Raw genomic sequence first — 14,716 nt, 5'->3', positions numbered from 1 at the left:
CTTGGGAGTCTGCTGCGGAGGGTGGGGTAAGTCATTCGCGGAACCGCTACGAGCACATCCTTGTGCGCTTCTCTCCGGCCATCCATGGCCTTCGAAATTCCGCGAATGACTTACCCCACCCTCCTTGCGATTCTGGCCCTGTGCGGGCTTCTCTCAGAATCGCTTTATTGATTACGCTCCGCGCTCTTCCAGTACGGCTACTGCCGGCAGGGTTTTGCCTTCCACGAATTCTAGGAACGCGCCGCCGCCGGTGGAGATGTAGGAGATCTTGTCAGCTATGCCGTATTTGTCAACGGCAGCCACGGTGTCGCCGCCGCCGGCGAGGGAGAAAGCGTCGCTTTCGGCGATGGCTTCGGCCAACGCTTTGGTGCCGTTGCCGAACTGGTCGAATTCGAACACGCCGACCGGGCCGTTCCACAGGATGGTTTTGGCGTTCTTGAGCAGGCTCGCGAACTGGCCGGCGGTTTCCGGGCCTACGTCGAGGATCATGTCGTCGGCGTTGACGTCGGAGATGTTTTTCACTGTGGCGGTGGCGGTTTCGGCGAATTCGCTGGCGACGACTACATCAACCGGCAATGGGATTTCTACGCGGCTGGCGATGTCTTTGGCGGTGTCGACCAGGTCGTGTTCGCACAGTGACTTGCCTACCGGGTGGCCAGCGGCGGCCAGGAAGGTATTGGCGATGCCGCCGCCGACGATGATCTGGTCACACACTTTTTCCAGGGCGTTGAGGACGTCCAGTTTGGTGGAGACTTTGGAGCCGCCGACGATTGCAACCACGGGCTTGGCCGGGTTGTCGAGGGCCTTGCCGAGGGCGTCGAGTTCGGCTGCCAGCAGCGGGCCGGCGCAGGCTTCGGGGGCGAACTTCGCCACTCCGTGGGTGGAGGCCTGGGCGCGGTGGGCGGTGCCGAAGGCGTCCATCACGTAGACATCGCACAGGGCCGCGTATTGCTTGGCGAGGTCTTCGTTGTCTTTCTTTTCGCCTTTGTTGAAGCGAACGTTTTCGAACAGTACGACTTCGCCGTCGGCCACTTCAACGCCGTCAAGATAATCCTTGATCAGGCGCACTTCCTGGCCCAGCAGGGTGCTCAGGTGCTCGGCTACGGGCTTCATGGAGGAGGCTTCGTCGTACACGCCTTCTTCCGGACGGCCCAGGTGGGACATCAGCATGACTTTGGCGCCGGCGTCTTTGGCGGCCTTGATGGTCGGCAGCGAGGCGCGGATGCGGGCGTCGCTGGATACTTTGCCGTCTTTGACCGGTACGTTCAGGTCTTCACGAATCAGAACCCGCTTGCCGGCGAGGTTCAGGTCAGTCATTTTTTTGATGGCCATAATCAGGTTCCGTAGTTATGGGTTCAAAGGTGCAAATGTTTAAGCTTTTGGGTGGGGTCTGACCCCGTTCGGGGTCAGACCCCTTTGTATCCGTCAGGTTCTGGTTAGCCAGACCTTACTGACATCCAGCATCCGGTTAGCAAAGCCCCATTCGTTATCGAACCAGCACAGCACTTTCACCATGGTGCCGCCGGTCACCCGGGTCTGGCCGCCGTCTACCACGCCGGAGTGGGCGTCGTGGTTGAAGTCGGAGCTGGCCAGGAGTTCGTCGGTGTAGCCGAGAATGCCTTTTAGCGATCCGTTAGCGGCGTTTTTCAGCAGCAGGTTTACTGCCGCAACATCGGTCGCTTCACGTACGTTCACCACCATGTCTATAGCAGACACATTCAGCGTTGGCACGCGCATGGCTACCGAGCTGAAGCGGCCTTCCATATGGGGCAGCAAGCGTTCGATGCCGCGCGCCAGGCCGGTGTCTACCGGCACAATATTGTGCAACGCACTGCGGGTGCGGCGCAGGTCCTGGTGGTGGTAGGCGTCGATCACCGGCTGGTCGTTCATGGCGGCATGGATGGTGGTGGTGCTGCCCTGCTCTACGCCGAAGGCGTCGTCCAGCACCTTGATCACCGGTACCAGGCAGTTGGTGGTGCAGGAACCTGCAGCCACAATGACATCCTGCGGGTTAAGGTCGCCATCGTTGATACCATAGACCACGGTGCGGTCAACACTCGGCTCTCCCGGCTGGGAGAACAGCAGGCGCTGGGCACCCGCTGCGATGTGCTTTTCCGCTGTTGTCCGGTCCGAGTAGGCGCCGGAACATTCCAGCACCAAGTCTACGTCCAGCAGACGCCAGGGCAGTTCCGCCGGGTCCGGGTGACGCAGTACTCGAATGCGGTCGCCGTTCACTACCAGGTTGTCGCCATCCACCGCCACCTCACCGTGAAACCGACCGTGGGTGGAGTCGTACTTGGTCAGGTGGGCAATGGTGTCGATATCCGACAACTCGTTGATCGCGACCACCTGCAGATGGTCGCGATAGCCGTTTTCATACAGGGCCCGCAACACGCACTGGCCGATACGGCCGTACCCGTTGATGGCGATGCGAAACGGCGTCGAGTTGGTCATCAGGCGTCCAGCAGTTCGTCAGCCACTTCCTGGATGTTGTCGACGGTGAAGCCGAATTCCTTGAACAGCTCGCCAGCGGGCGCAGATTCACCGAAGGTGGTCATACCCACAACGCGGCCGTCCAGGCCCACGTACTTGTACCAGTAGTCGGCAATGCCGGCTTCGATGGCGATACGGTTGGTGACTTCCAGCGGCAGTACCTGTTGCTTGTACTCGGCGCTCTGGGCGTCGAACACGTCGGTGGACGGCATGGAAACCACACGCACGGCCTTGCCCTGCTCGCGCAGCTTGGCGGCAGTGTCCTGGGCCAGTCCCACTTCAGAGCCGGTGGCGATCAGGATCAGTTCCGGGGTGCCTTCGCTGTCAGACAGCACGTAGCCACCCTTGGCGACGTTGGCCAGTTGTTCGGCATCACGCTGCTGGTGCGGCAGGTTCTGACGGGAGAACACCATGGCGGTGGGGCCGTCATTGCGCTCCAGGGCGGCTTTCCAGGCTACCGCAGATTCCACGGCATCAGCCGGGCGCCACATGCTCATGTTCGGCGTGGTACGCAGGCTGGCCATCTGCTCGATGGGCTGGTGGGTGGGGCCGTCTTCGCCCAGACCGATGGAGTCGTGGGTGAACACATAGATGGAACGCTGCTTCATCAGTGCGGCCATGCGCACTGCGTTACGGCAGTATTCCATGAAGATCAGGAAGGTTGCGCCGTAAGGAACAAAGCCGCCGTGCAGGGCGATGCCGTTCATGATCGCAGCCATACCGAACTCACGAACGCCGTAATAAATGTAGTTACCGGAAGCGTCTTCCTTGCTCACACCTTTACAGCCAGACCAGATGGTCAGGTTGGAACCGGCCAGGTCGGCAGAGCCACCCATCAGTTCCGGCAGCAGCGGGCCGTAGGCGTTCAGGGTGTTCTGGGATGCCTTACGGGAGGCGATGGTGTCGCCCTTGTCCTGGCACTCCTGGATGTAGGCCTGGGCCTTTTCGGAGAAGTCTGCCGGCAGCTCACCCGCCATGCGGCGTTTGAACTCGGCCGCCAGTTCCGGCTCGGCCTTTTCGTAGGCGGCGAATTTCTCTTCCCACGCTTTCTCGGCGGCGGCGCCTTTTTCCCTGGCGTCCCAGGCGGCGTAGATGTCAGACGGAACCTCGAACGGGCCATGCTGCCAGCCCAGGGCTTCGCGAGTCAGGGCGATTTCATCGTCACCCAGCGGGGCACCGTGGCAATCTTCCTTACCCTGCTTGTTGGGGGAACCAAAGCCGATGATGGTCTTGCAGCAGATCAGTGTCGGCTGCTCGGTGTTGGCCCGGGCCTGTTCAACAGCCGCGCGGATGTCGTCGGCATCGTGGCCGTCAACGTCCGGAATTACCTGCCAGCCGTAGGACTCAAAACGCTGCGGAGTATTGTCGGTAAACCAGCCTTCCACTTCGCCGTCGATGGAAATGCCGTTGTCGTCATAGAAGAACACCAGCTTGCCAAGGCCCAGGGTACCGGCCAGGGACGCCACTTCGTGGGAGATGCCTTCCATCAGGCAGCCGTCGCCCAGGAACGCATAGGTGTAGTGGTCCACAATGTCGTGGCCCGGGCGGTTGAACTGCGCCGCCAGGGATTTCTCGGCCAGCGCGAAACCAACGGCGTTGGCAATGCCTTGCCCCAGCGGGCCGGTAGTGGTTTCAATGCCCGGTGTGTAGCCGTATTCCGGGTGCCCCGGAGTCTTGGAGTGCAGCTGCCGGAAGTTCTTGATGTCGTCAATGCTAACGTCGTACCCGCTCAGGTGCAGCAGGGAGTACTGCAGCATGGAGCCATGGCCGTTAGACAGCACGAAACGGTCACGGTTGGCCCATTGCGGGTTGGCCGGGTTGTGGCTCAAGTAATCGTTCCACAGTACCTCGGCGATATCCGCCATACCCATGGGCGCACCCGGGTGGCCGGACTTGGCTTTCTGAACCGCATCCATGCTCAGCGCGCGAATGGCGTTGGCGAGATCTTTACGGGACGGCATTGACAATTCTCCAGTGTTTTTCAGGAAAAGACTTCAAGCTGCAAAAACTGCTCAAAAAGAAGGCACGTATTTTCGCCGATTACTGTGTGCCGGGGCAAATCCATATGTAGTGGTTTTCCGATGGCGCCGGTACAAAATCACCAAAGCGACTGATTTCACAAACGCTACAAATCTATATCAAAAAATTTTGATATGGCTATTGATCGATCAATCGAACCCCCCTACACTTGCGAACCATGACCTCACTCAATGCACATGCGAACGAATTGTCCTCGGTGGACACCCTGGTACCGATCTTCAAGGCGAGCGGCGACCCCTTGCGCCTTGAGATCCTGCGGGTGCTGCGCCGCGACACCTTCGGTGTGCTGGAGCTGAGCCAGATGTTTGATATGCGCCAGTCCGGCATGAGCCACCACCTGAAGGTGATGCACAAAGCCGGGTTGCTGGAGCCCCAGCGGGAAGGTAATGCCATTTTCTACCGCCGCCCCCTGAACCTGGACAGCGACAAGCTGGCAGACCAGGCCATCCGGCAGATTTTCGAGACCGTAGACCGGGTACCCTTGCCTCCGCAGCTGGAAGACAAAATCGAGGCCATCCGCGAGCAGCGGGCGGAACAGTCCCAGGCCTTCTTCTCCCGGCATTCGGAGCAGTTCCGGGAGCAGCAGGAACTGATCGCCGCCTTTGACCTGTATGCGGAGCCCACCGCCGAGCTGATCCGCAAGCGGGCAGCACGGCAGGACTGGCGCAGCGTGCTGGAAATCGGCCCCGGTGAAGGCGGCTTCCTGCCGGTGCTGTCACAACTGTTCGATCATGTGGTGGGGCTGGATAACAGCAAGGACATGCTCGCCAAGGCCACCCGCACCTGCATTGAGGAACGGCTGAACAACGTCGACCTTATTGAAGGTGTCACCGATACGGTACTGGCCCGGGGCGATGCCTTTGACCTGATTGTCGCCAACATGGTGCTGCACCACGTACCCAGCCCGGCGGACATCTTCCTGGACGCCGCAGCCCTGATGAACAGCGGTGGCTGTTTTATCGTCAGCGACCTGTGCAGCCACGACCAGGACTGGGCCAAGGAGAACTGCGGCGACCTGTGGCTGGGCTTCGAGCCGGAAGAACTCACCGCCTGGGCGGCCGATGCCGGCCTGACAGCGGGCGAGCAACTGTTTATCGGCCTGCGGAACGGCTTCCAGGTGCAGGTACGGGAATTCTGGAAAACGTCTGGAACGGCCTGAAGCCCGCGCAGACACTGGAACATCAAAAAACTTTGATATTGACGTACGTAGAATTACGTACACCGATTTTGAAAACGCTCACAGAGGAGCACCACTATGTCTGACTACAACATCTTCACCTCCGAGTCGGTCTCTGAAGGCCATCCGGACAAACTGGCCGACCAGATCTCCGACGCGGTACTGGACGCCATCCTGACCGACGACCCGCACGCTCGCGTAGCATGCGAAACCATGGTGAAAACCGGTGTGGCCATCGTTGGCGGTGAAATCACCACCAGCGCATGGGTCGACCTGGAAGACCTGGTGCGTGGCGTGATCAAAGACATCGGCTACACCTCCTCGGATGTGGGCTACGACGGCGACACCTGTGGCGTAATCAACATCATCGGCAAGCAGTCCGTGGATATCGCCCAGGGCGTTGACCGCCAGAAGCCGGAAGACCAGGGCGCGGGCGACCAGGGCCTGATGTTCGGCTACGCCAGCAACGAAACCGACGTGCTGATGCCGGCTCCGATCACCTTCTCGCACCGTCTGGTGCAGCGCCAGGCCGAAGCCCGCAAGAGCGGCCTGCTGCCGTGGCTGCGCCCGGACGCCAAGAGCCAGGTAACCTGCCGCTACGAAAACGGCAAGGTCGTGGGCATCGACGCAGTGGTTCTGTCTACCCAGCACGACCCGGACGTGACCCAGGAAGACCTGAAAGAAGCGGTGATGGAGCTGATCGTCAAGCACACCCTGCCGGCCGAACTGCTGCACAAAGACACCGAGTTCCACATCAACCCGACCGGCAAGTTCGTAATCGGCGGCCCGGTTGGCGACTGTGGCCTGACCGGCCGTAAGATCATCGTAGACACCTACGGCGGCATGGCCCGTCACGGTGGCGGCGCATTCTCCGGTAAAGATCCGTCCAAGGTTGACCGCTCAGCTGCCTACGCCGGCCGCTACGTAGCCAAGAACATCGTGGCCGCAGGCCTGGCGGAGAAGTGCGAGATTCAGGTGTCCTACGCCATCGGTGTAGCTCAGCCGACCTCTATTTCCCTGAACACCTTCGGCACCGGCAAGATCAGCGACGACAAGATCATCGACCTGGTACGCGCGCACTTCGACCTGCGCCCATATGCGATCACCAACATGCTGGACCTGCTGCACCCGATGTACCGCGCCACAGCAGCCTACGGCCACTTCGGCCGTGATCCGTACGAGATGACCGCCGGCGGCAAGACCTTCACCGCGTTCCCGTGGGAGAAGACCGACCGGGCGGCAGCCCTGAAAGACGCTGCGGGCATCTAAAAGACTTTTTGGCCACGGAATCCACGGAAGGACACGGAAAAAGATAAAGAAGAAATGATTTGCCACGAAATCCACTAAAGAACACGAAAAAAGACTGATCACTAAAAAAGCAGTTGTTTTTACTTTCGTGTCCTTTGGTGGATTTAGTGGCAAAAAAATCTTTTCCTTCCGTGGATTCCGTGGCTAACCATTTCAAACATGACAGGAGCACCACATGAGCACTCCGAACAACTTCGAAGATTACAAAGTCCGCGATATCGAACTCGCCGACTGGGGCCGTAAGGAAATCAAGATCGCCGAAGGCGAAATGCCCGCCCTGATGAAGCTGCGCGAGAAATACAAAGCCGAGCAGCCACTGAAAGGCGCCAACATCATGGGCTGCATCCACATGACCATCCAGACTGCCGTGTTGATTGAAACACTGGTCGAGCTGGGCGCTGATGTGCGCTGGTCTTCGTGCAACATCTTCTCCACACAGGACCAGGCTGCTGCCGCCATCGCAGCCCAGGGCATTCCCGTATTCGCGTGGAAGGGTGAAACCGACGAAGAATACGAATGGTGCCTGCACAAAACCGTGGGCGCAGACGTAGACGGCTGGGAGCCGAACATGATCCTGGACGACGGCGGCGACCTGACCGAGCTGCTGCACAAGGAATACCCGCAGGTGATTGCCAAGTGCCACGGTGTGACTGAAGAAACCACCACCGGCGTGCACCGTCTGCAGGAAATGCTGCGTGACGGCACCCTGAAGATCCCGGCCATCAACGTTAACGACTCGGTCACCAAGTCCAAGAACGACAACAAGTACGGCTGCCGCCACAGCCTGAACGACGCTATCAAGCGCGCCACCGACCACCTGCTGTCCGGCAAGAAAGCGCTGGTGATCGGTTACGGCGATGTGGGCAAGGGTTCTGCGCTGTCCCTGCGCCAGGAAGGCATGATCGTCAAAGTCACCGAAGCCGACCCGATCTGCGCCATGCAGGCTTGCATGGACGGTTTTGAAGTGGTGTCTCCATACATCGACGGCATCAACACCGGCACCGAGCAAGGCATCAACACCGACCTGCTGGGCACCACTGACCTGCTGGTAACCACCACTGGTAACGTCAACGTGTGTGACGCGAACATGCTGAAAGCCCTGAAGAACGGCGCCGTGGTGTGCAACATCGGCCACTTCGATAATGAAATCGATACCGCCTACATGCGCAAGAACTGGGAGTGGGACGAGGTCAAGCCGCAGGTACACGTGATTTACCGCGACAAGGCCAGCAACGACCACCTGATCCTGTTGTCCGAAGGCCGCCTGGTGAACCTGGGCAACGCCACCGGTCACCCGTCCCGCATCATGGACGGCTCGTTCGCCAACCAGGTGCTGGCGCAGATGTACCTGTTCGAGCGCAAGTTTGCAGACCTGCCGGAAGAGTCCAAGGCCAAGGGCGTTTACGTCCAGGTTCTGCCCAAGCAGCTGGACGAAGAAGTGGCCCGCGCCATGGTGGAAGGCTTTGGTGGCGTGATCACCAAGATGACTCCGGACCAGGCGAAATACATCGGCGTACCGGTCGAAGGCCCGTACAAGCCGGAAAGCTACAGGTACTAAGCGGAAACGATCATGGAATCCCAGAAGCAATTCAAACGCCGCTTCAGCTTCGAGTTTTTCCCGCCCAAGACCGATCAGGGCAAGGAGAAGCTGCAGGCGGTACGCAACCAGCTGGCCGAGGTAAACCCGGACTTTTTCTCGGTCACCTTCGGAGCCGGCGGTTCCACCCGGGACCGCACTATCGAAACGGTGCTGAACCTGCACAAGCAGGGTATTTCCACAGCACCGCACCTGTCCTGCGTGGGGGGTACCCGCGCAGAGATCGGCGAGCTGCTGGACGTGTATAAAGAGAACGGCATCAACCGGATCGTCGCCCTGCGCGGCGACCTGCCCTCGGGCATGGGCGCCTCCGGTGAGCTGCGTTACGCCAACGAGCTGGTGGAATTCATCCGGGAGCACAGCGGGGATCACTTCAACCTGGAAGTGGCCGCCTACCCGGAATTTCACCCCCAGGCCCGCAATGCCGAGGAAGACCTGAAGAACTTCGCACGAAAAGTACAGGCCGGTGCCAACAGCGCCATCACCCAGTACTTCTTCAATGCCGACAGCTACTTCTATTTCATCGACCGTCTGGAGAAGATGGGCATCACCATTCCGGTGGTGCCGGGCATCATGCCCATCGTCAACTTCTCCAGCCTGGTGCGGTTCTCCGACATGTGCGGCGCGGAAATCCCCCGCTGGATCCGCAAGCAGCTCGAAGCCTACGGCGACGACAGCGACAGCATCCGCAAGTTTGGTGAAGACGTGATCACCGAAATGTGCGAAAAGCTTCTGAAAGCCGGGGCTCCGGGGTTGCACTTCTACACCCTGAACCAGGCCGAACCCAGCATTTCCATCTGGAAGAATCTGGGAATCAGCGACCGCGAAAAGATTGCTTTCTGAGGCATTCTTCAAAGCAGTACAAAGAGGGGCTTCGGCCCCTCTTTCGTTTTCTAACCACCTGATTTCCTGCAAATCCTTTCAAGATGGGCTAACCTGTATCTGATGCATCCCCATCAATGTTCCCTGTGCAATACCGAACAAACCGGTCATAGCGCAGCCTGCCTTACCGGGCAGACGGAACCACAATAAGAGAAAGGAGCAAGCATGAGTACAACATGGCTGAAAACCCTGGGCGCTGGCCTGGCACTGTCTGTCGCCGCCACGTCGGTAAGCGCAGAGACCCTGCGCGTAGTCACCGACCCCAGCTTCGTCCCGTTTGAAATGATGGATCAGGAAACCGGCGAAATGATCGGTTTCGACATGGAAATCATCGCCGAAGTCGCCGAACGTGCGGGCTTTGATTACGACCTAAACACCATGGATTTCAACGGCATCATCCCGGCCCTGCAAACCGGTAACGTCGACATTGCCATTGCCGGCATCACCATTACCGATGAGCGTAAGCAAATCGTCGATTTCTCCGACCCTTACTACGATTCCGGCCTGCGTATCCTGGTTCGCGAAGACGATGGCACCCAGGAAATGTCTGACCTGGAAGGCAAGAAAGTCGGCACCAAGATTGGTAGCACCAGCTACGACTTCCTCACCAAGAACCTGGACGATAACGACGGCGTAACCCCCTACCCCGGCAGCTCCGACATGTATATGGCGCTGATGTCCGGCGCGGTAGATGCGGTTTTCTACGACGCCCCGAACGTAGGCTACTTCGCCAGCACCCGCGGCGCAGGCAAGGTGAAAACCGTAGGCCCGCTGTATGAAGGCCAGCAGTACGGTATCGCCCTGAAAAAAGGTAGCGAATGGGTTGGCCCGGTGAACGAGGCCCTGGCAGAAATCAAGGAAGACGGCACCTACAAAACCATTTACGAAAAATGGTTCGGCCCGATGCCTGAAGACAAGTAAACCTCCACTTGACCCGCCCGGGGCACACAATGCCCCGGGCGCCTCCTCCCAACCCAACGGAGAAACACACCGTGGAATTCCAGTTTCAGTTTGACTGGCAAGCGGCCATTGATTCCATTCCCTACCTGGCCAAGGGCATTCCCTACACCCTGATGATTTCCTTCGGTGGCCTGGCCATCGGTTTTGTACTCGGCATCGTTTTTGGCCTGCTCAGCATCAACAAAAAATGGTTCCTGCGCTGGCCGGCAACTGCCTATATCGAAATTTTTCGCGGCACCCCCATCCTGGTGCAGGTGCTGTTTATCTTCTACGGCCTGCCGGACCTGGTCGGCGGCCCCATCGACCCGCTGACAGCCGGTATTGCCGCGATCGCCCTGAACTCCGGAGCCTATATATCCGAAGTGGTGCGCGGTGGCGTGCAGTCTATCGACAAAGGCCAGAGCGAAGCCGGCCTGTCACTGGGGCTGTCCCGTACCCAGACCTTCTGGTCGATTATCTGGCCCCAGGCCTTCCGGCGCATGATCCCGCCGCTCGGAAACCAGGCTATCGTAAGCATCAAGGACACCTCGCTGTTCTCGGTGATCGGCGTGGGCGAACTGGTCCGCCAGGGCCAGGTGTATATCGCCAACACCTTTACCGCCTTCGAGGTTTACTTCGTAGTGGCCCTTATGTACCTGGCCATAACCTTGTCCCTGTCCCTGATTCTGCGGCTGCTTGAACGCCGCGGCGTTGCGTCTGTCTGAAGGAGCCCGGGTAATGACTCAGATCGTAAAGATGAAGGGCATGAACAAGTACTTCGGCAAACTGCATGTCCTGAAAGATATAGACCTGACCGTAGAACAGGGCGAAGTCGTGGTGATCATCGGGGCCAGTGGCTCCGGTAAATCTACCCTGATCCGCTGCGTTAACGGCCTGGAAGAATTTGAATCCGGCACACTGGAAGTGGATGGCCAGAAACTGGCGCCGAAAGGCGGCAACCAGCAGGCCCTTGCCGAAATCCGCAAGGAAGTCGGCATGGTGTTCCAGCAGTTCAACCTGTTCCCGCACCTGACGGTAAGAAAGAACATCATGCTGGCGCCCATGAAGGTAAAAAACACCTCCCAGGTAGTCGCCAACGCTACCGCCGAGCGACTGTTGGAACGTGTAGGCATTGGCAGCCAGGCCGACAAATACCCCAACCAGCTATCCGGCGGCCAGCAGCAGCGGGTCGCCATTGCCCGGGCCCTGGCCATGGAACCCCGGCTGATGCTGTTCGATGAACCCACCTCGGCACTGGATCCGGAAATGATCGGTGAAGTGCTGGACGTGATGCGGGAGCTGGCCAAAGAGGGTATGACCATGATGGTCGTCACCCACGAAATGGGCTTCGCCCGGGAAGTGGCAGACCGGGTGATCTACATCCATGAAGGCCAGATTGTTGAAGAAGGCCGGCCTGAAGATGTGTTCGACAACCCTCAGAACGAGCGCACCCAGGCGTTCCTGTCCCGGGTGCTGGCGCACTGAACCGGCGGGTCAAAGCAGCTGGCGGATGACTTCATACTCCCGTTCAATCTTGGCGTGGGAGTCATCCGCCAGAAATCTCGCCACTTTCTTGCCCAACAACGGCACATCGCAACGAACCGACAGATTCACATAATTGATGCAGCGGTTACCGTTACCCTGAAGCCGCATTTCGCCCTTGATCTTCGCCGGCACACCGTCGATTTTCACCCGAAACTCGCAGTGCCACTCATCGTCGTCTTTACGGAACCAGTGTTCCTCCTGCCGCACGCGATTCCACTCCCGGTGAAAGCCTGAGAGCACTCCCGGCACGGGCGCAGAAGCCATCATTTCACGCTCGATCACCAACTTGCCGGACACATCGTCTTTGCGCAGCTCGGCCAGCTGTACATTGCAGGACCCGATTTTCTCGTTCTTTTCGATAATGTGGCTTTCGCTGAAAAAACGCTCGAGCACATGATCCACACCAGCCTCATAGGGGTGTTTCAGATTCAGCTCCATATTCGACTCCTGTTATTTTTATTCCATTGTTGCCGCAGGCTGGTGCACCAACATTGGCCGGTCTGGCGCCGGGCTATGGCAAGCCGGTCATCCGACTGGTTCACAGTAAGGAGCTGTTAAGGCTGCTGACAGCCAAGTATCATGTCGCATCCGGATATTTATTCACCGCCTCCGCAGCCTGACAGGAGACAACCATGCGCAATGCCGACCTGGTCGCACGGGACCTTAAATCCGTGTGGCACCCCTGTACCCAGATGAAAGACCACGAAACCCTGCCGCTGATTCCCATCAAGCGGGGCGAAGGCGTATGGCTGGAAGATTTCGAGAGCAATCGCTACATCGATGCGGTCAGCTCCTGGTGGGTAAACCTGTTCGGCCACGCCAACCCGCGCATCAACTCCGCTATCCAGGAACAGATCGGCCAGCTGGAGCATGTCATCCTGGCGGGCTTCAGCCACGAACCGGTAGTGAACTTGTCCGAGCGGTTGATTGAGGTTACGCCGGAGGGGCTGAACAAATGCTTCTACGCAGACAACGGCTCGTCTGCCATCGAAGCGGCCCTGAAGATGAGCTATCACTACTGGAAAAACCAGGGCCATCCGGGCAAGAAGAACTTCGTTAACCTCAGCAACAGCTACCACGGAGAAACCCTGGGCGCGCTGGCGCTGGGTGATGTTGCCCTTTACAAAGACACCTACCAGCCGCTGCTGATGGAAGTACTGACGGCGCCCTCGCCGGATGCCTACAACAAAGAGCTGGGCGAAACCGATGAAGACTACGCCCTGCGCCAGTTCGAGGCCATGGACAAGCTGCTGGCCGAACGGCACCACGAAATCTGTGCCGTGGTAGTGGAGCCCCTGATCCAGTGCGCCGGCGGCATGCGCATGCACCACCCGGTTTACCACACCAAACTGCGCGAAGCCTGCGACCGCTATGGCGTACACCTGATTGCCGACGAAATCGCCGTGGGCTTTGGTCGCACCGGCACCCTGTTCGCCTGCGAACAGTCCGGCATCACCCCGGATTTCATGTGCCTGTCCAAGGGTCTGACCGCCGGTTACCTGCCGTTGTCCGTAGTGCTCACCACCGACACCGTCTACAACGCCTTCTACGACGACTACGAAACCCTGCGTGCGTTCCTGCACAGCCACAGCTACACCGGCAACCCTATCGGCTGCGCCGTCGCCCTGGCCACCCTGGACATCTTCCGGGACGAAAACGTCATCGAAAACAACCGCCAGCTGTCCCGCTGCATGGCCGAATCCGTCGCCCACCTGGCCGACCACCCCAACGTGGGTGACATCCGCCAGCACGGCATGACCCTGGCCATCGAAATGGTCAAAGACAAAGCCAGCAAAACCCCGTTCCCCTGGCAGGAACGCCGTGGCATCAAGGTGTACCAGCATGCCCTCACCCGCCAGTCCCTGCTGCGCCCGCTGGGCAACGTGGTGTACTTCATGCCGCCTTACGTGATCACCGAAGACCAGATCCGACACCTGGCCCAGGTAGCCACCGAAGGCATCGAAATCGCAGTTAAGGGCTGACCATGCGCATTCCCAGAATCTACACCGACAGCCCCCTGCACACCGGCAGCCCGTGTCAACTCGACGACAATGCCGCCAACCACGTAGGCCGGGTACTGCGCATGCAGCCCGGCCAGCAGCTCCGTTTGTTCAACGGCGACGGTAACGACTACACCGCCACCATCACCGAAGCCGGCAAAAAGAACGTCACCGTCACCATCGAAAGCACCGAGGCCAACGCCACCGAATCGCCCCTGACCATCGTCCTGGGCCAGACCCTGTCCAAGGGCGACCGCATGGACTACGCGGTGCAGAAAGCCGTGGAAATGGGCGTAACCACCGTCGCCCCCCTCACCACCGAACGCTCCGACGTAAAACTCAAAGGCGACCGGGAAGAAAAACGCCTGCGCCACTGGCAACAAGTCGCCATCAGCGCCGCCGAACAATGCGGCCGCGCAAAAGTCCCGAACATCCTGCCGGTGATGACCGTAGCGGAATGGCTGCAATACAGCCAAACCTGCGACCTGCGCCTGGTGCTGCACCACCGCACCGAACACTCCCTGAACACACTGGAAAAACCCGCCAGCGTCGCCCTGATGATCGGCCCCGAAGGCGGCCTGAGCGCCGACGAGATTGCCCTGGCAGAACAAAACGGCTTCCTCCCCGTCGCCCTCGGCCCCCGAGTTCTGCGCACCGAAACAGCGCCGGTGGCGGCCATGGCACTGTGCCAGTGGTTGTGGGGAGATATTGGCGGTTAACCCCGAATGGCCTTCT

General features: G+C 59.3%; 13 protein-coding genes. 9 read left to right on the top strand and 4 right to left on the bottom strand.

Annotated elements, in window-relative coordinates; translation table 11 throughout:
• Positions 1-171: 171 nt before the first annotated feature.
• The 3 genes from B9Q17_RS00985 to tkt form a co-directional block, all read right to left on the bottom strand.
• The gene (locus B9Q17_RS00985) at positions 172-1,332 is read right to left on the bottom strand and encodes a phosphoglycerate kinase (protein WP_094623744.1); all 1,161 of its coding nucleotides are present in this window, start codon (positions 1,330-1,332) and stop codon (positions 172-174) included.
• Positions 1,333-1,425: 93 nt separating this feature from the next.
• Complete coding sequence (locus B9Q17_RS00980) at positions 1,426-2,454, bottom strand: type I glyceraldehyde-3-phosphate dehydrogenase (protein WP_058341643.1); 1,029 nt, start codon at positions 2,452-2,454, stop codon at positions 1,426-1,428.
• On the bottom strand, positions 2,454-4,454 hold the full coding sequence (tkt, locus tag B9Q17_RS00975; RefSeq protein ID WP_094623743.1) for a transketolase: 2,001 nt from the start codon (positions 4,452-4,454) through the stop codon (positions 2,454-2,456). Before tkt ends, B9Q17_RS00980 begins: the two co-directional genes overlap by 1 nt.
• Before the next feature lie 236 nt (positions 4,455-4,690).
• On the opposite strand from tkt, the gene B9Q17_RS00970 reads away from it, so the two are divergent.
• The 7 genes from B9Q17_RS00970 (at position 4,691) to B9Q17_RS00940 (ending at position 11,921) form a co-directional block, all read left to right on the top strand.
• On the top strand, positions 4,691-5,692 hold the full coding sequence (locus B9Q17_RS00970; protein ID WP_094623742.1) for a metalloregulator ArsR/SmtB family transcription factor: 1,002 nt from the start codon (positions 4,691-4,693) through the stop codon (positions 5,690-5,692).
• A gap of 96 nt (positions 5,693-5,788) precedes the next feature.
• Positions 5,789-6,979 carry a methionine adenosyltransferase gene (gene metK, locus B9Q17_RS00965; protein WP_094623741.1) on the top strand — a complete coding sequence of 397 codons (1,191 nt, stop codon included), beginning with the start codon at positions 5,789-5,791 and terminating at the stop codon, positions 6,977-6,979.
• Positions 6,980-7,193: 214 nt separating this feature from the next.
• Complete coding sequence (gene ahcY, locus B9Q17_RS00960) at positions 7,194-8,576, top strand: adenosylhomocysteinase (protein WP_058341646.1); 1,383 nt, start codon at positions 7,194-7,196, stop codon at positions 8,574-8,576.
• Between the two features lie 12 nt (positions 8,577-8,588).
• Positions 8,589-9,458 (top strand): methylenetetrahydrofolate reductase [NAD(P)H], encoded by an 870-nt coding sequence (metF, locus tag B9Q17_RS00955; RefSeq protein ID WP_094623740.1) that lies wholly within the window; start codon positions 8,589-8,591, stop codon positions 9,456-9,458.
• A gap of 204 nt (positions 9,459-9,662) precedes the next feature.
• Positions 9,663-10,418 (top strand): transporter substrate-binding domain-containing protein, encoded by a 756-nt coding sequence (locus B9Q17_RS00950; RefSeq protein ID WP_022989729.1) that lies wholly within the window; start codon positions 9,663-9,665, stop codon positions 10,416-10,418.
• A 71-nt stretch (positions 10,419-10,489) separates the two neighbouring features.
• Positions 10,490-11,161 (top strand): amino acid ABC transporter permease, encoded by a 672-nt coding sequence (locus B9Q17_RS00945; RefSeq protein WP_022989728.1) that lies wholly within the window; start codon positions 10,490-10,492, stop codon positions 11,159-11,161.
• A 13-nt stretch (positions 11,162-11,174) separates the two neighbouring features.
• Positions 11,175-11,921 (top strand): amino acid ABC transporter ATP-binding protein, encoded by a 747-nt coding sequence (locus B9Q17_RS00940; RefSeq protein WP_094623739.1) that lies wholly within the window; start codon positions 11,175-11,177, stop codon positions 11,919-11,921.
• Between the two features lie 9 nt (positions 11,922-11,930).
• Here B9Q17_RS00940 and B9Q17_RS00935 read toward each other — a convergent pair whose 3' ends face one another.
• Positions 11,931-12,419, bottom strand: coding sequence for a DUF2505 domain-containing protein (locus tag B9Q17_RS00935; RefSeq protein ID WP_094623738.1), 489 nt, complete (start codon positions 12,417-12,419; stop codon positions 11,931-11,933).
• 194 nt (positions 12,420-12,613) lie between these two features.
• On the opposite strand from B9Q17_RS00935, the gene B9Q17_RS00930 reads away from it, so the two are divergent.
• The gene (locus B9Q17_RS00930; protein WP_094623737.1) at positions 12,614-13,963 is read left to right on the top strand and encodes an adenosylmethionine--8-amino-7-oxononanoate transaminase; all 1,350 of its coding nucleotides are present in this window, start codon (positions 12,614-12,616) and stop codon (positions 13,961-13,963) included.
• A gap of 2 nt (positions 13,964-13,965) precedes the next feature.
• A complete protein-coding gene (locus B9Q17_RS00925; RefSeq protein WP_094623736.1) occupies positions 13,966-14,700 on the top strand; it encodes a 16S rRNA (uracil(1498)-N(3))-methyltransferase in 735 nt (244 codons plus the stop codon).
• Positions 14,701-14,716 lie beyond the last annotated feature (16 nt).

This window comes from Marinobacter vinifirmus, assembly GCF_002258215.1.
GTDB lineage: Bacteria > Pseudomonadota > Gammaproteobacteria > Pseudomonadales > Oleiphilaceae > Marinobacter > Marinobacter vinifirmus.
Note: the sequence above shows the minus strand (reverse complement) of the source record. Positions and strands in the feature narration are given on the sequence as shown.